This window comes from Shewanella scandinavica, from assembly GCF_031932065.1.
Lineage (GTDB): Bacteria > Pseudomonadota > Gammaproteobacteria > Enterobacterales > Shewanellaceae > Shewanella > Shewanella baltica.
Genome location: NZ_JAUOES010000023.1, coordinates 57,483 through 74,629, shown reverse-complemented (window position 1 = coordinate 74,629; position 17,147 = coordinate 57,483). Strand labels below are relative to the sequence as shown.

The 17,147-nt window shown below is 45.0% G+C and carries 14 protein-coding genes; 2 read left to right on the top strand and 12 right to left on the bottom strand.

Going from position 1 to position 17,147, the window contains the following annotated elements; genetic code table 11:
- Positions 1 to 240: 240 nt before the first annotated feature.
- The 10 genes from Q4Q50_RS17625 to Q4Q50_RS17580 all read right to left on the bottom strand — a co-directional run bounded on the left by Q4Q50_RS17625 (position 241) and on the right by Q4Q50_RS17580 (position 10,143).
- Complete coding sequence (locus Q4Q50_RS17625) at positions 241 to 654, bottom strand: hypothetical protein (RefSeq protein WP_311900450.1); 414 nt, start codon at positions 652 to 654, stop codon at positions 241 to 243.
- 206 nt (positions 655 to 860) lie between these two features.
- Positions 861 to 1,352 (bottom strand): GNAT family N-acetyltransferase, encoded by a 492-nt coding sequence (locus Q4Q50_RS17620; protein ID WP_311900449.1) that lies wholly within the window; start codon positions 1,350 to 1,352, stop codon positions 861 to 863.
- A gap of 455 nt (positions 1,353 to 1,807) precedes the next feature.
- Positions 1,808 to 2,407 (bottom strand): recombination mediator RecR, encoded by a 600-nt coding sequence (recR, locus tag Q4Q50_RS17615; RefSeq protein ID WP_006082081.1) that lies wholly within the window; start codon positions 2,405 to 2,407, stop codon positions 1,808 to 1,810.
- 12 nt (positions 2,408 to 2,419) lie between these two features.
- Complete coding sequence (locus tag Q4Q50_RS17610; RefSeq protein ID WP_028759630.1) at positions 2,420 to 2,749, bottom strand: YbaB/EbfC family nucleoid-associated protein; 330 nt, start codon at positions 2,747 to 2,749, stop codon at positions 2,420 to 2,422.
- 230 nt (positions 2,750 to 2,979) lie between these two features.
- Positions 2,980 to 6,402: a DNA polymerase III subunit gamma/tau gene (dnaX, locus tag Q4Q50_RS17605; protein WP_311900448.1), complete on the bottom strand. Its 3,423-nt coding sequence runs from the start codon at positions 6,400 to 6,402 to the stop codon at positions 2,980 to 2,982.
- Between the two features lie 37 nt (positions 6,403 to 6,439).
- Complete coding sequence (gene apt / locus Q4Q50_RS17600) at positions 6,440 to 6,991, bottom strand: adenine phosphoribosyltransferase (protein WP_086010671.1); 552 nt, start codon at positions 6,989 to 6,991, stop codon at positions 6,440 to 6,442.
- Between the two features lie 267 nt (positions 6,992 to 7,258).
- The gene (locus tag Q4Q50_RS17595) at positions 7,259 to 7,627 is read right to left on the bottom strand and encodes a YbaN family protein (RefSeq protein WP_283628558.1); all 369 of its coding nucleotides are present in this window, start codon (positions 7,625 to 7,627) and stop codon (positions 7,259 to 7,261) included.
- A 354-nt stretch (positions 7,628 to 7,981) separates the two neighbouring features.
- The gene (locus Q4Q50_RS17590) at positions 7,982 to 8,728 is read right to left on the bottom strand and encodes an HvfC family RiPP maturation protein (protein WP_311900447.1); all 747 of its coding nucleotides are present in this window, start codon (positions 8,726 to 8,728) and stop codon (positions 7,982 to 7,984) included.
- Positions 8,728 to 9,597 carry an HvfB family MNIO-type RiPP peptide maturase gene (locus tag Q4Q50_RS17585; RefSeq protein ID WP_107404342.1) on the bottom strand — a complete coding sequence of 290 codons (870 nt, stop codon included), beginning with the start codon at positions 9,595 to 9,597 and terminating at the stop codon, positions 8,728 to 8,730. Before Q4Q50_RS17585 ends, Q4Q50_RS17590 begins: the two co-directional genes overlap by 1 nt.
- Before the next feature lie 114 nt (positions 9,598 to 9,711).
- A complete protein-coding gene (locus Q4Q50_RS17580) occupies positions 9,712 to 10,143 on the bottom strand; it encodes an HvfA family oxazolone/thioamide-modified RiPP metallophore (protein WP_006082089.1) in 432 nt (143 codons plus the stop codon).
- Between the two features lie 268 nt (positions 10,144 to 10,411).
- Here Q4Q50_RS17580 and Q4Q50_RS17575 point away from each other — a divergent pair, with 268 nt between their 5' ends.
- On the top strand, positions 10,412 to 11,365 hold the full coding sequence (locus Q4Q50_RS17575) for a tRNA-dihydrouridine synthase (RefSeq protein WP_011847064.1): 954 nt from the start codon (positions 10,412 to 10,414) through the stop codon (positions 11,363 to 11,365).
- A gap of 247 nt (positions 11,366 to 11,612) precedes the next feature.
- Positions 11,613 to 11,972 (top strand): TraR/DksA C4-type zinc finger protein, encoded by a 360-nt coding sequence (locus Q4Q50_RS17570; RefSeq protein WP_011847065.1) that lies wholly within the window; start codon positions 11,613 to 11,615, stop codon positions 11,970 to 11,972.
- A gap of 116 nt (positions 11,973 to 12,088) precedes the next feature.
- Here Q4Q50_RS17570 and Q4Q50_RS17565 read toward each other — a convergent pair whose 3' ends face one another.
- Entirely contained in the window at positions 12,089 to 14,749 is a 2,661-nt protein-coding gene (locus Q4Q50_RS17565; protein WP_311900446.1) for a TonB-dependent receptor, read from the bottom strand.
- Positions 14,750 to 15,170: 421 nt separating this feature from the next.
- On the bottom strand, positions 15,171 to 16,889 hold the full coding sequence (ushA, locus tag Q4Q50_RS17560) for a bifunctional UDP-sugar hydrolase/5'-nucleotidase UshA (protein ID WP_311900445.1): 1,719 nt from the start codon (positions 16,887 to 16,889) through the stop codon (positions 15,171 to 15,173).
- Between the last annotated feature and the right edge of the window lie 258 nt (positions 16,890 to 17,147).

Below are 17,147 nucleotides of genomic sequence, written 5' to 3'. Positions count from 1 at the left end.
TGGTAGCTCGTCGGGCTCATAACCCGAAGGTCGTCGGTTCAAATCCGGCTCCCGCAACCAATTTAACCAGCTTAAGCTGGTTTTTTTGTATCTGAAATTCATAAAACTTTCTGTAAATCATCAGTGCACCACTGGTAACTCGTCAGATTCAACTCTCTATAAATAGCGATCGAAGATCGTCAGTTCAAATCCACTTCAGCAACAGCATTCAAACTAAAAATTTAACCTGATTAGCTGACATCAATGCGTTTTTTGGATTTCAAATTTCGCCATGAAGGTGTCGGACAATATGACTCCTGCCATAGCACCAAAGGAAACGGTGAAAATCATGATGAAAGGTAGAGGTTTCAAATAAGCGGAAGTGAGAACACCTTGACCGAACCAGTGCAGCAACAGACCAAGGATCATGACGCCAAAAGCGAGCTTATCCGCAGCAAAAAACATCGGAATTTCGAACGCCCACAACGCTTTATTTTCCTTAAATTGAGCGAAACCGAAATAGAGATAAAGCAGTAATGCCACGATAGCGATAGAACAAACACTGAGTGTATAGCTTAATTGAGATGTCCCAGCCAAGACTTGATAGCCAATACGAATGGCATAAATACCAACACCCAACCAAAGTATCAGCAATGGCAATAAAATGAGTCCCATTTTTTATCCTTAAAAGTTGAGATAGACACACACTTAGCACCTAAAGCGAGCTCTGAAAATGAGCGCTTAATGCTATCCCAGACCTCGGTTTGTGAAGTGAGCACTTGAAGTAAGTACTTAAAGTTAGGACTTGGAATGAGCACTTAGAGTCCGTTCTTAAAGTAAATGCCTTAAGCAACAGCTAAAATAGCGCCGAGATCAGCATGCTATTTTATCCGCGCCATATGATACACACTGACAAACTCACCATTTCTAAAGGCAAAATCCTTCGACTCACCTTCAATCACAAAGCCAAACTTTTTATACAGACCAATGGCGGCATGATTATCGGTATAAACCGTTAATTCAATTCGTTTTATATTCATCCATTTATCGGTAAGCTCAAGCATAGCATTAATCAAGGCGCTGCCAACACCGCGGCCTTGGTAGCTGTCTTTTACCCCCATTCCAAAGGAGGCAACATGCCTACGACGGGGTTGATCGTACACCTCAAAACCCAACTCGCCGACAATTTCACCTTCAATCTCTGCGACATAGCGACTAATATGATTCGATGTTGCCGCAAGGCGTGACTCCCATCTATCGGTCGATGGCCAAGGGAGTTGTAAGGTACCAGTATAGGCATTTGGGCAGGCATATACGGCTTGAATGGCTGCTGCGTCACGCTTCTCTGCATGCCTAATCGTAATCTTTTCCAATGAGTCCCCTCCATGGTTTTCTAATAAAAAATACCTGTCCGGTTCAACGTACACAGATCTAAATCCACGAATTAGCTTAGGCACAAAGGCGCGAACACTGTGGTAAATCGCAACTTAGCCCGCTTCTTATCAAACCGACTTTACGGATGAAGCTCGCATAAGACAAGTATGAAATTTAAAAAACTATTGATAAACCTAGTTTTTATATGGGTAGATATCAATTGAAATGAGAATTGAAGCACAGCGCTATCTCCACGGCCCTATCACCACAACCCAGCCTCGACATCTAGGTTGCAACACTGGGCAAATAAAAACCCGCTCAAGATAGGTTCTTGGCGGGTTTATGGTATACAAGCGCTATGGCGACAATTGAGTCGAGTCGTACAGTTCAGCATTTAAATAAAGCTAATATAATCAATCACATTACACTAACTAAACTGAGTCACTGTGTTCTGTTAAAGCGGTAAACGGCCATTAAATGACAAGGCTAACGTCGTGCTATCCACGTATTCAAGCTCGCCACCAACGGGTACGCCGTGGGCGATGCGACTGATCATCACCTTATGGCGTCTGGCCATATCAGCAATAAAATGCGCTGTTGCCTCGCCTTCTACCGTCGGATTGGTCGCTAAAATCAACTCCGCCACATCACCGGAAGCCAAGTGGCGCTCGAGTAACGCTAAACCTAGCTCTTCTGGCCCAACACCATCGAGTGGCGATAAATGACCTAAAAGAACAAAGTAGCGACCGGTGAAATGTCCACCCGCCTCAATGGCTAACACATCGGCTGGCGTTTCCACCACACAAATGGTGGAAGACGTGCCGCGTTTATGGCTAGCACAAATCGGACAGAGGGTTTCTTCAGTGTAGGTTCGGCAAGACTGACAATGACCGACGTCACTCATCGCACTGGACAGCGCACTGGCTAATTTAAGCCCTGCTTTTCTGTCACGCTCGAGTAACTGAAACGCCATACGTTGCGCCGATTTAGGCCCAACCCCAGGTAAACAACGCAGGGACTGAATTAACTCATCTAACAGTGGACTAAATTTCATCGGCTATCTCAATTAAAATGGCATTTTCATGCCTGGAGGTAATTGCATACCACCAGTGACTTCAGCCATTTTAGTTTTTTGATTTTCTTCAATTCGACGGGCTGCATCATTACAAGCTGCAGCAATCAAATCTTCCAGCATTTCTTTGTCGTCTTCCATCAGACTTGGGTCGATTTCGACTTTACGCACTGTGTGCGCGCCTGTCATGGTGACTTTCACCAAACCTGCACCCGATTCACCCACCATTTCCATACGGGCGATTTCTTCCTGCATTTTGGCCATTTTTTCTTGCATCATCTGGGCCTGTTTCATCAGATTGCCCATACCGCCTTTTCCAAACATAGTTTTTTCTCTTCTATTAGGGTTAGTCGCAAGCATTAACGCGGCTAATCTTACTTAAATAAATGGGATTGGCAATCAATGCCGTTATCTTGTTAATAAACTTATGATCTCGATGCCGAGTTTCTCAGCAGCATTACTATAAATAGGCACTTTAAACTCAAATTTAAACCACGGCGTAACAAATTAACGACCAAACTTTGCCCCTAGGACTCGTCGATAATCGATAGTGGTTAACTCGCGGCCTCAGTTAGCTCAGGTAAAGCTTGTATTTGCTGACTGCGTAAATTCAACAACTCAGGTGGGTACACTAAACTGTCGGCATCGAGTTCGGCGCCCATACGTTGGATCAACCATTGCACATTATCATCATGGATCAATGATTGATGCGCCTGTTGCAGCAACTCTTGGTGGAAACGTTTACGTAACTCTAAAGGCGTTTCCCGCTGCGCATCGATTCCTATGACCACTTGTACCCGTCTTGGGTTCCCGAGCGCAGCACTTAAGGCTTGCTCAAGCTGAACTATGGCGACATCGGCCGCAAGATGTTTCTGATTTGGCTTAAGCAGCAGCGGCAAAGGATCGCTCTGGGTTTGGCAAACGGAATTAACCGCCAGTTGCCGCACTCGCCCGCCGACCTCTAAGCTCGCCATCAACTTGTACCAATGCAAATCTAATGGATGACCACTGATCGGAAGTGTACTAAGCGCGACTTCCCTCTCCTGCGTGCGCTCAACAGCGCTAGCCGTCTGAGTCAGTGCAGTCGTGCTAGCCGGCGTTAACGCGGTAGCTTGCACTTTATCTTGATGTCTTGCTTGAGTTTGAAGCGCTTGTGACTTCGAACCTGAACCCTGCTCAGCACTCTGAGAGTCATTGCCATCAGGCACGTTATTGGTAGTATTGCTAGTCTCTAAAGATCCTTGGCCACTGCTGGCAAAGTCATCATTTATATCAGAGCCTTGAGCCATCACAGCATCAGCGATATTAGTATTGCCGCTATCAACCTGAGTCGTTTCGATAAGCTCAGCTGTTGACGCTACTTCTGGCGCAGTCTCCCAAGGAGGACGGTCATATGCTGCCGGTTTGACTGGATCAGCTGGGACAGAACTAGTGGCTCTTGCAACCGAAGGCACTGATTGATGCTGAGCGATGGGCTCAAGATCTAAGTCAAAATCATCATCGAAATCTATTGTTAAATCGGGATCTAAATCAGCGGCAGGATCGGCAGAGAATGACGCACTTGTCTGACTTGCATCACTTTTACTGGCAGGTTTTGATAAACTGATCCCATTGGCTTTACTGTTTGGTGTCTTTAATTTTGAGTCCAGTGACGACTTTTTTTCATCACCGTCCTTAACACTTAAGGCATCAAGATCCGATAACAGTGAATCCCGCGCCGCCAATACCGCCGAGAGAATATCATCATCGGCTAAGGATGCGGAGGCTAGTGTTGGAATTGAAATTGGAGTTAGTGTCTGAGGAGACACTTGAGCCATTGCAGCTGACTGACTATCAACAGAGCCTTGCATGCCTAAAGCACTTTGAATACTTGCTGCGCTTTGAACATCAGCAGAATGTTGAACACTATCTGAGTGTTGAACATTAGCTGAGTGTTGAACATCATCAGGCACAGCATGAGAGTCAAAGCTGTGATGAAAATCATCGTCATTGTAAGAGCCGGAGGAGAATTCAACATAAGCATCTTGATAGGAATCGAGCGGTGCTGACTCTTGGGCATAAGCTCCCATCGCTGGATATGAATGCTCGGCTTCAGTTCCATAGGGACTATGTTCATCAAGCCCATTTTGCTCAAGCGTGTTGTTAGCGGTGGGATTGTTATCCAGTGTGTTCTCAGCTGCGCTGTTGTTAACAGCAGGTGTTGAATCAACAAGCGTTTCAGCCATAGCTGGATTAACAATACTCGACTCGGCAGTTGCCCCAATTAATTCAGGAACTTCACTATTATGAGCATCAAGACTGGCAACCGATGCTTCAATGTCAGCAACGGGTTCAGAAATGTGTATATGTATAGAAGGCGCTTGAGCGGTTGATACTGTTTGAGTTTGAGGCTCTACCTCAGCATTAACTGTGTAAGCGTTTAAGCTGTCAGCGTTAAATCCCTGACTCTGCGCCTGACTTAGAATCACCGCCTGTTCGGCAATTAATGCCGCATCCGCTTCGAGTTCAGCATCAAATGCCTGCTCTGAGGTATCTGCTGGCTCAATTGACACGTCAGCCATGTCAACAGCGTCCGCTTGCGCGGTTTCAACTTGCTGGTTAGCGCTAGTTTGCTCAATTAATGCTGTTTTTTTTTCGGCAGGCACTGTTTGAGTGGTATGCGGTTCAGCTGTATGTGTTTCAGCAGTATGTGTTTCAGCAAACTGTTGTTCATTTACATGAGGAGCTTGCGCTGCAGCAGTTGCCGCAACGGGCGTTTGCCCTTCGGGTAAACGGATCTCAGCGACCGCATCTGGCTGCCAACGCTTTACCGGCTTTTCTGGCACAAATGCGACAGCCCGTAACAGCGCCATCTCAAGACCCGATTTAGGGTCTGGAGCATGGGGTAAATCTTTGCGGCCCGTTAATAAAATCTGATAATAAAGCTGCACTTGCTCCGGCGTCAGCTGCTCGGCAAAGGCGCGAATTTGCGCGCTATACAAAGATTGCTGCGCGGCCGCGGGGGCAAATTGGGTCAAGGTAATTTGATGTAACAGCTCAAGCAAACTGCGCAGTACTTCTTGGGCATCGGCGCCGTACGCGAGCACTTGGGCGCAAGTGTGCATTAACACGCCAATATCGGCATCGGTTAAGGCTTTAAGCAAGGCAACCACATGCTGCTCATCAATACTGCCCAGCATAGTTTGCACTTGAGTGAGCATCACATTGCCGCCACCAAAGGCGATCGCTTGATCGGTCAAACTCAAGGCATCACGCATACTGCCATTGGCGGCTTTGGCAAGAAGCTTTAGGGCTTCAGCATCAAAGGGAAATTGCTCTTGAGTCAAAATATGATTGAGCTGAGTGCCAATTTCGCTTTGGGTAAGGCTTTTTAAATTGAATTGCAAACAACGGGATAACACAGTCACGGGCAGTTTCTGTGGATCAGTTGTCGCCAAAAGAAATTTAACGTGCTCGGGGGGTTCTTCTAAGGTTTTTAGCAGTGCGTTAAAACTGCTGCGCGACAGCATATGCACTTCGTCGATGAGATAAACCTTAAAACGGCCACGGGTTGGACGATACTGCACATTGTCTAACAGCTCACGGGTGTCATCGACCTTAGTGCGGGACGCGGCATCGACTTCAATTAAATCGACAAAACGGCCTTGCGCGATTTCCACGCAGCTGCCGCAAACACCACAGGGAGTCGCTGTCACGCCTTGTTCGCAATTTAAGCCTTTGGCAAAGAGTCGCGCCAAGCTGGTTTTACCGACACCGCGCGTTCCCGTAAACAGGTAAGCATGATGTAAGCGCTGCTGGCTTAACGCATTGGTCAAGGCATGCAAAACATGGCTTTGGCCAACCATTTGATCAAATGTGGCAGGGCGCCATTTTCTGGCTAACACCTGATATGACATGGAACTCCCCAGAGTATGTGATACAAGAGCGGGAGCATGCGCCCCGAGAACTTTGAAAGATAACATGTCATGATTTGACATGCCATCAAACTATCCCAAGGCGCCTTTAGCTGCAGATTTATTCGCCTTCAAACTCACAAAGTTTAACCAACTCAAGCCCTAATGCGGTTAAACGGGCTTCACCACCTAAATCAGGTAATGAGATCACAAAGGCCGCATGTTTAACTTCACCGCCCAGTTGGCGAATGAGTTTAACGGTTGCTTCAATAGTACCGCCAGTCGCCAGTAAATCGTCAACCACTAGCACTTTGTCATTTGGATTAATCGCATCGGTATGAATTTCTAGGCTATCGTGACCGTATTCCAGTTCATAGCTTTGGCTGATAGTTGCACGCGGTAATTTACCCGGTTTACGCACAGGTACAAAACCCACACCCAATTCTAAAGCCAGCGGCGCGCCAAACAAGAAACCACGGGCCTCAGTGCCCACAATTTTGGTAAAGCCTTGGCCACGATAATGTTCAACTAACAAGTCGATGGTCGCTTTATAGGCGGCTGCATTCTCAAGCAAACTGGTGACATCTCGAAATAAAATCCCTTCCTTAGGATAATTAGGAATCGTTTTAATGCTTTGCTTTATCAAGGATAAGGTTTCTGTATTCATAGCCATCATATTTACTTAATAAGTTACTTAATCAATTCACCAACCTAGCGTTGGCGGTATAAAACAAAACGTCCACACTGGGTGGACGCATTGTCGAAAGTCGGACAAAGCTTATGCCGCTTTAGTTTTAGTTGCAACAATCACAACGCACAAGTGATGGAAAGGTTATCAATTTGTGCCTTAGATCAAACCCTGTCGGCACTGTGTTACATCCCCTCACCCATGACGCGGCGAAAACGATTTGCCACACATTGAATCCATAGTGTCGCTCAATCATCCCTCTATTTCAGGGATCCCTTTGAGATACCAGAGTAAGACGAGTGCCATCACGAGCAGCAAACCTTTTACCCAAAGGATAGGCACCACAATAATGCTGACACTAAAACTCAGCGCGCTGACGACCATGGCTTTGCGTTTCAACCCCTTACGCATTACTCGCTGCTCTTGCCACTGGGTTAAGGCATCGGCAAACCAAGGATGAGTCATCAACCAATGGTGTAAACGTTCACTGGAGCGGGCAAAGCAAAAAGCGGCAAGCAAGATAAACGGCACGGTCGGTAGCAAAGGCAGCACGATACCGAGTAAACCCAAGGCTAACGCGGTTAAACCTAACAATAAAAATAATCCGCGCTTTAATACCATCGATTTACTTACCCTTTATCGGAAAAACAAAAGCCACTCTAAGAGTGGCCAATAGTCTATGCGCTCGAGATTAACGCTCGCTTAAATTAGACCTAAGTGCTTTAACCAAGACAGGCTTGCTGGCAGAGTCGGCAACAGTAAAACTAAAATAAAACCAATAAAATACAAAAAATTAAATGGGTCTTTGAACGGCTGACTACTCATTACAGCTCCTCTAGTATGTGCAAGTATAAGTGCGCAGGAATCGTACAGTGATTGAGATCACAAAACGGCCGACATTGTAGCGGTTTGTCAAATTAATAAAAACCCTCTAACTGTAGGGTTATTGCATTTATTTCGGCAAGAATCCCCACCTTAAGACTGACGACCGCGCACTATCCCTTTGGCCGCTAATTGCTCGAGTAACTGGGTACAACCTTGCGCAATAATCTCTGGCGCCATTTTAGGGTAAGTGATTGTTAACCAATCAACTATCTCTTTAAAACTCGCTTGGCCTTGAGCTTGAAGAAATGCCAGCACCTGCGCACTTAAGGGATTTAACTGTAGGAAACACACTTCGCAATCGGCATCTTGGTAGAGACAAAAAAACACTGGCGTATCGAGTTGTTGCTGCGGACGATAATCCTGACGAATGTGCTGCACCTCAAAATGATACTGCGCCACCCTCGCCGTCTTCGATAAACATAAGGCCTGCATCGGAATTTGCGCTGGGCTAAGTTGAGATTCATCCCCACTCGCCTGTGCGACCGCAACGGCCAACTCCAGCCATTCATAGTGCGCTAATTCGAGCATAAAAACAGGATCATTTGCCGTGGGCTGATATTCCTGCTGTAAAAAATCTAAAAACTCGCCCGCGATATCGATAAAAATCGGCGATTGGCAATCATGTTGACTAAAAAAGCTTTGCACTAATGCCAACCACTCTTCCTCAGAATACAAACTTTTCAGCACGGGAAAGCCATTCGACACAAATCCCAGCACATTATTGAAAAATAACTCGCGGTAAACCTGCATGCGCCGGACATCAGTATCCGCGGGCAATGGCCGAGACGGATCGCGGATATAATCGATAAAGGATTGCTGCACTTGCTTAAAATCCATTAGGCGATCCTCTTTACAACATGAGCGCTATTTTGAATGTGAGAGCTGGGCGCTGCCGCTTGATAAGCGTGGATTTGATTTAGCTCGAGCAACAATTCAGCGGTGTTCGGCACATTAAAGTCACGCTCAAGCAAGGTCGGCTTTACCCCATGTAAGGCATAGCAACGTTGCAACAGTGCCCAAACGGGATCGTTAATGGCGGCGCCATGGGTGTCGATGAGTAAATCTTCAGCTTGCTTGTAGTGCCCAGCGATATGCAGATAAGCGATACGCTCCGTCGGCATGGCCTGTAAAAAGGTATCGGCATCGTATTGATGATTTATCGAGTTCACATAGATGTTGTTCACATCGAGTAGCAGCTTACAATCGGCTTCTTGCAGCACAGCATTGACGAATTCAAGTTCACTCATGTGCGCGCCGGGGGCGGCATAAAATGACACATTTTCTAAAATAAGTGGCCGCTCTAAAATATCTTCGACTTGCTTCACCCGCGCCGCCACATGCTTTACCGCGGCGTCGGTAAAAGGGATCGGCATGAGATCGTATAAGTGACCTTGGCCTGAGCAATAACTTAAGTGTTCGGAATAGATTTGGATTTGGTGTAAATCCATAAAGGTTTTGATGTTTTTTACAAACGCAAGATCTAAGGGTTCGGGGCTACCAATCGATAAGCTCAAACCGTGGCAATAGAAACTATGTTGCTCGGTCAGTTCACGAAATTGACGGCCAAACTTACCGCCTAAGGTCATCCAGTTTTCTGGTGCTACTTCAAAAAAATTAATCGCTTCTGGCACCGATTCACAAAACTCACTGAGCATTTCTCGCCGTAAGCCCAGCCCTACCTGTGCCGCATTTTTTTGATCATTCATAGAACCTCACGAACGCTTGCTGTCATCGCTTAGGATAAAACAAAAGAGACCAGCGCGGGCTGGCCTCTTTTGACTCAATAACCCCCATCACTGCGGGAATCAGTGCAGTCGGATTTATTTCATTTCTTTTTTAACGGCTTCGACTTTAGCGTCAACTTTCTCGGCGGTTTTCTTCATATCAGCGCCACATTTCGCTTCACCACACTTACCTTCGTGTGCTTTCGCCATCGCGGCTTTTTTCACATCGGCACCGCATTTCGCTTCGCCACACTTTCCTTCATGGGCTTTATCTGCAGCCGCTTTTTTCATCTCGGCGCCACATTTAGCTTCACCACATTTACCTTCTTTGGCTTTTTCAGCGGCGGCTTTCTTCATATCCGCGCCGCATTTGGCTTCACCACATTTTCCTTCTGAGCCGACAATTTGATAACCCGCATCCATTGCTTCAAAACCAAACGGGTTAGTTTGGGCATTGACAGCAAAAGCTGAACTCATTACGACTGAACCTAAGGCTACTGCAACTGCTGTTTTTTTAACTGAATTCATAAATAATCCCTTCTTGTTTATTGAGTAATGTTGACCAACAACAGTAGAAGTAGCTGGCTTACTACAAAAGACCTGCCCTGTTTCAATTCTATTGCAAAAAATATCACTAAATCACAGAAATGGTCAAAATATCCTGCTAGGACAATCAGTTTAGCGTGGATTTTATTTATGAGTGCGCCTATTAATCTGCATTCACTCGACCACTTTGTAACTTAAGGCCGATAAGGTAGAATGCTCGCCCTTTGCAAATAGATATGGGTTTACTGCAGTGCGTGTGATTTTGGCTCCAATGGAAGGCGTAGTAGACGCTTTGATGCGTGACATTCTATCGACCATCAATCCCTACGATTTACTCGTCACCGAATTTGTGCGTGTGGTAGACCAACTGCTGCCTGAAAAAGTCTTTCTCAAACTTTGTCCTGAGCTGCTCAACAACGGTAATACTCCTTCGGGTACGCCAGTACGAGTGCAGTTACTCGGCCAAGAGCCCCAATGTATGGGCGAAAATGCCCTGCGGGCGATTGAACTCGGTTCACACGGTGTCGATGCCAACTTTGGTTGTCCAGCTAAAATCGTTAACCGCAGCAAAGGTGGCGCCGTATTACTGCAATATCCTGAAAGTGTGCACGATATTGTCAAAGCCATGCGTCAAGCGGTACCGAAGGAACATGCCGTGACCGCCAAAATACGTTTGGGCTACGAAGATAAGTCACTGTTCATGGAAAATGCTATCGCAGTGTATGAAGCCGGAGCGACTGAGCTTGCCATCCATGCGCGCAGTAAAGTCGACGGCTACAGACCGCCCGCCTACTGGGAATACATCACAGAAGTGCGTAAACGTTTGCCGATCCCGGTGATCGCCAACGGTGAAATTTGGAACAGCGACGATGCTAAGCGTTGCATCGAAGTCACCGGCTGCGACAGTATTATGATCGGCCGCGGGGCGATTTCATTGCCGAACTTGGCCGATACCATCAAGACAGGTGCAACCCCTTATACTTGGGCGCAAACCTTAGGGCTGATGCTCAGTTATACCCAAAGGGAACTCAATGGCCGCAAGAGCGACTATTATCCCGCCCGAATCAAACAGTGGTTTACCTATCTCAATCGTCAATATCCCGAAGCCGATACTTTGTTCAGGGAGCTGCGCGTGTTTAAAACTACAGAAGAAATCGTTGCTGTATTAGAAGCTGCGCAGCGAAACTTAGGCAACGAATCATAGATGAGTGAGCTACCACAGAACGGCAACAAGCCATATAAGCGTTAGAAATCGAGATTCAATGCGCGGCAATGTGAGCCATGAAAGGGACTTCGCCATAGCACACATAATGCGATAGGAATGAAGTACTTTTTCGATTTTTAACGGCGAAAAAACCTAAAATGTGGCAGATACTTGATCTTTATCATAGTCGTTGGTAGTGGAACTATTAGACTGGACGCCTAGAGTCAAATGAAATAGGCGATTTTACGTGAGCACCACCCATATCAGACATGAATTGTCAGAGCTTGAAGCTAATCTAAGGAAAGAAATCGGCGCGCTCCCTCCGTTCCTCGAAGCCATAGGGGAGCATTATGCTAGCCTGAGTCTGGCAGAATTAATTGATAAATTGGCGCAAACGCCACTGGCCGATCACCCGCTATTTTGCCAGCTGAATAAACTTGATGCCGCCTTTTGTCAGCTCGACTTAGGCCTCTACGGCCTTTGTTCCGACTGCGAAGCGGAAATCGAAACCGAACGCTTAAGCCAAGATCCCACAGAACAACGCTGCGCCTCCTGCGCCGAACATTATCAACACGAACACCGCCACGAGCTGCGCCTCACCCATTGATAGCACTGTTTCGACATCCGGTAAGCAGCCTAATAAGTAGGCAAAAAATAAGCAAAAAAATAAGCAAAAAAACCTCCGCAAGCGGAGGTTTGAGTTATCCAGGGAGGGCGGACAACCTAAAACTTCTGGTTTATTCTCAGGTAATACGTTCTACCTAACACATCATATAAACCCACATTCACATCGCGATAATCGGCGTAGGTATAATAGTTTGGTGTTTCAGCATCAAACACATTATTCACCCCTACTGTGATAGAGCCGTTATAAGCATGGGTATAACCAAATTGGATATTGTGTTTAAAGTAATTATCGTAATCGACATAACGGTCAGTTTTTTCTAACTCGTTGAAATAACTTGCTGATTGACTACCAATATAGACGACTGTCCATGCTGCAGAGAAATCATCGTATTTCCAACTTGTCGCAAAGTTGCCACGCCAATCGGGTGAGTCCGTCGTTCCTGCGTAGTCGATCATCTCTGATTCGGCATTATCCTGCTTCTTAAAATCAAGCACGTGAGTCAAATCCAGTTTGAAATTGAAATCACCAAAACCTGTCTCTAAGTTATAAGCCGTTACAAAATCGATACCAGAGGTCTCAACTGTGGCTAAATTACGTATTCCCGCCTCAATATACTCAATCTTGCCATCTGGACCACGGGTCACATAGGGAGACGATCCATTCTTGATTTCATCACGCAGAATATCATCTACATCGATCGACTCGATTTTATTGTCGTAGGTGATTGAGTAATAAGATAACTCCAAGTTCCATGCATCAGTGACATTCCAAACACCACCAAAGGTTAACGAGTTACCCTCTTCAGCCTCTAAGTTTGGGTTACCACCAAACCAAGTTTTATGCTGATTATTGGTAGCGCAATATATGGCATCCACGTTACCGGGTTCATTACACCATAGGGAATCCACCGCCTTCTCAAAACTCAAGGATTGAGACGAGAACATTTCACTCATATTTGGCGCACGGAACGAATCACCGTAACTGGCACGCAGTAACAAGCTATCCACTGGGCGCCAGCTCAAACCAAATTTAGGCACCACGGCATCGAAGGTCGATGAGTTGACCACTTCACCTTGAGGCCCAGTCAGAGAGCCTTCCTGCTCATAGCGCTCGTAACGAACCGCGGCAGAGAACTCAACGTTGGCAGGTAAGCCAACTTGGAGTTCCAAATAAGCGGCGCTACGGTCACGCGTGGCGTCCACATCATCACCACCCGAACCGCCGGAGATAATACCCGCGGCCGATTCTGGATCACTGGTTTGCTTAAACTTGATCATTTCATATTCAAGACCGCCAACCATAGCGACCGAAAAATCACCGTCATCGAGCAGTAAGGTCGAAGCAAGACCATCCAATTGAGTACTTTCAAATTTACCCTGATAAACCCCAGTATGTGCAGCTTTGCGATACAGATCTGTCATCTGTTGGTCCCACAGCTCATAACTCATTCCAGAGGTATTGAAAATATCATATTGCTCTGAATCTATTTCTTGCTGAATAATATTGTCATTGAGTAAATTGTAGTTAAAACTGTTTGTTGTTGAGGTCGCATGCTGAGCATTTAATTCCCAATCGATACCATTACCTGAATCTATTGTGCCAACAAAGCCTCCGAGAATATCAAAATTGTTAGTTTCAGTTAATGTATCTCGCTCGCCAAGTTGTGCGCCTCGCATAGAAATCACTAATTCTTCACCAACGGGGTTGTACTTATTATCGGCACTCATCACTGGGGTATTCGTTGATACTGGCGTACCCGCATAACGAGTTTCAGTTTCAGCTAAAGACGCAGAAGCTCGGCCTCGGAATTTAATATTTTCTGAAATTTCATAGGAGAAATTAGATAATAGCGAGTTACGGGTTTGATCACCAAATAACTTAGTCACATTACCATGATTATATAAACAACGACCATCACCTGAGTCTATGGTATTTTCCGTTTTTTCACATATATCTGAATTACTATACCAGCTACCATTGCCTGGTCCATATTTACCATTTGGTACTGAGCTATATCCGCTATAGGCGCTATAACTTGAATCATCCATTCGCCAAATATCACGATCCATTACCGCTTTAGTATCATAATATTCATAGGTGAGAGTGATATTGCCTTTATCTGTATTAAAGCCAGTTGCAAGCGATAAACGGTTAGCATCGCCCCCTTCTACGCTTGGTTGCTCTGTACTGTAATCAAGCTGAAAACCTTCAAACTCTTTCTTAGTGATAATGTTTATCACGCCCGCCACCGCATCGGAACCATAGACTGCTGAAGCGCCATCCCGCAGAATTTCAATACGCTCCACGATAGCCATAGGGATAGAAGATGTATCCGCCACTGAGCCAGAGCTCGAACTCGTGCCTGGCATACGGCGTCCATCTAATAACACTAAGGTCGCAGACGATCCTAAACCGCGTAAATTGACATTACTGGTTGAGCTTGCACCAGAGCCATAACCTGAAATACCACGCCAAGAACCAAAGCTATTTATCGCAGAGTTATTTAATACGTCAGCAACGGTTTTTTCACCTGTCATAGCAATATCTGCAGCATTGATGACAGTCACGGGTGAAACGGTTTCCATATCAACTTGTTTAATACGAGAACCCGTCACTTCAATACGTTCAACTTTGGTATTTTCTTCTGCTGCATTTATCATTGCAGAAAAACCTAATCCCGAAAAAACCACACTGCTTGTCGCCGCAGTAATTAAACTAGTACGAACGGCTTTGGCCGTCAAACTTAAATAGCGCATTAATCTCTCCTTGAGGTAAATAAAACCCTATGTTTTTATTTTTATATTTAACCAGCGAACTCTATTTCGCTGTAGAGATAATGTTAATACGCTACATTCAAGTCAACTATTAAAACAAATTTATTCCACAATAAAACAAATTGATACACAATCTGATGTATGAAAAATCGTCAACAGCAATTAAAAAGTTGATATACATCATGCCATTAAGAAATTAATACCAATTAAAGGAATTAAAAAAATGGCTTGATACAAATTAATTCAATCGTAAACGAATGCAGTGATATACATTTAAATGATACAAATAAATCTAAATGTATCACCAATAATTATTGAGCATTATTTTATACTTCATCAAATATAAAAAATGCCACTCTATTGAGTGGCATTTTTATTTAAACACTAAGTAGTTTTCGATTACTTAAAGTTGGCAACCTTCAACACTGTTTGAGTTTTCATAAACAATATCGCCTATCGGACTGTAGTCAGCAGCTTTAATCGCTTGTTTCTCTTTCAAGAAAGAATAGAGTAAATCAGCATCAACAAAACCCGTTTGGATTGGGCTTTCTAGCTTAGGATAACCGTCACCACCTGCAGCGTTAAAGCTAGGTACAGTGAACTTATAAGTTCCTGTTGGGCTGAAGTTCTCACCATTGATGACACTGATATTGGCAGTCTTAGCTACGCAGTCAATGGTCATTTTCACGCCCGTGATTTGTGCATAACCACCTGAACCAATTTGAATACTACCTACCGCGCCTAAATAAGCCGCAACTTCAGTACCTGTCATTTCGTTCAGAGTCACCATGTTACCGAATGGCTGAACAGTCAGCACGTCACGGTAAGTGATATTGCCAGGTTGAATAGAGGCACGTACACCGCCGGAGTTCATCACGCCAAAATCGGCTTTGACTTTATCACTTTGCGCCATCGCTAACATACGGCCTAAGTTAGTTTGCTTATTACGAACGTTTGCACGCTCGCCATCTAACAGAGCATCCGTAGTTGCTATGACTTCGTCTAACTTAGCTTGACCTTTCTCTTGGTAGTAAGACAGCAGCTCTTTTAACTCAGCGTCAGGCTCAATCTTAGTGCCAGCTAAATCAGCAGTCTTCTTGCCTGCGTCATCCAATTTACGCATATTCACAGGCACAAGCTTGTAGCTTGCTAAATGAAGTTCACCGTTAAAGTATTCAAAATCTGCACGGCCAACATATTTACCCCATTCATGGGCTTGCATGATCCAAGTACCATTTTGTTTATCTGGAGCACACTCATCGCCTGGTTTGAAGTCAGCGTAAGCTTTGTTGTCAGTACCTGGTTCCATACACACTGGGTTTTGTGAATGACCACCAATAACCACTTGCAAATCGCCTTCTTTCAGTGCGCGAGCCATAGCCACATCACCAGGGGCATTACTACCGTTATGGCCGTCAGCATAATGACCCATGTGCGTGGTAGCGAAAATAATATCGGCCGCTTTGGCGTCTTTAATTTCTTTAATCACTTTAGCGACTTCAGTCTTTGGATCGGTGAACTTCAGGCCACTAATGAATTCTGGATTACCAATCTTAGCCGTATCTTCGGTCGTTAAGCCAATTACCGCGACTTTTAGACCGTTTATATCGAATACCTTATAAGCATCAAAGTAACGTTCCCCCGGATTGCCATCCACATCTCTATGGTAAATGTTCGCCGCTAACATAGGGAATTCTGCAAGACGGCGCTGCATATCAACAACGGATAATGGATTATCAAACTCATGGTTACCGACAGCCATAGCGTCGTAACCAATTTTATTCATACCCGTGAAATCTGGGATCGCATCTTGTAGATCCGATTCTGGTACGCCGGTATTAATGTCGCCACCTGACAGCAGTAATGTTTGACCACCATTCTTACTGACTTCTGCACGAATGCTGTCAATTAAGGTTTTACGTGCAGCCATACCATATTCACCGTCACTGTTTTCCCAGAAACGGCCGTGGTTATCATTGGTGTGTAAAACGGTAAATGTTGTGCAAGCGCTTCCCGCTTCAGCACACGTTGTTGGGACTTTATCGTCATCACTATTATTACAACCCGTAAGCGCAGCGACAACAGCAGTTGCAACTAGTCCTTTAATAAGCATATGTCTCATTACATCAACCCCTTGATTTTAATTATTTTATCATAGAAAGATTGCCGTGAACTCCATCAAGTTCAGCGTCACGGATAATAACAAAGAATAAAGATAAATTGTGTCATTTTTATTAAAAACTTGACATTTATAGGGGAATTCGCGGGCGCTTTAAGACAGATTTGTTTCATATAAAAAATAAGCTGAATGACTGATTTCTATATATTTAGAGAATTAAAAATAAAAATGAAATAAATTAATTTAAATCGTTCAGTATAA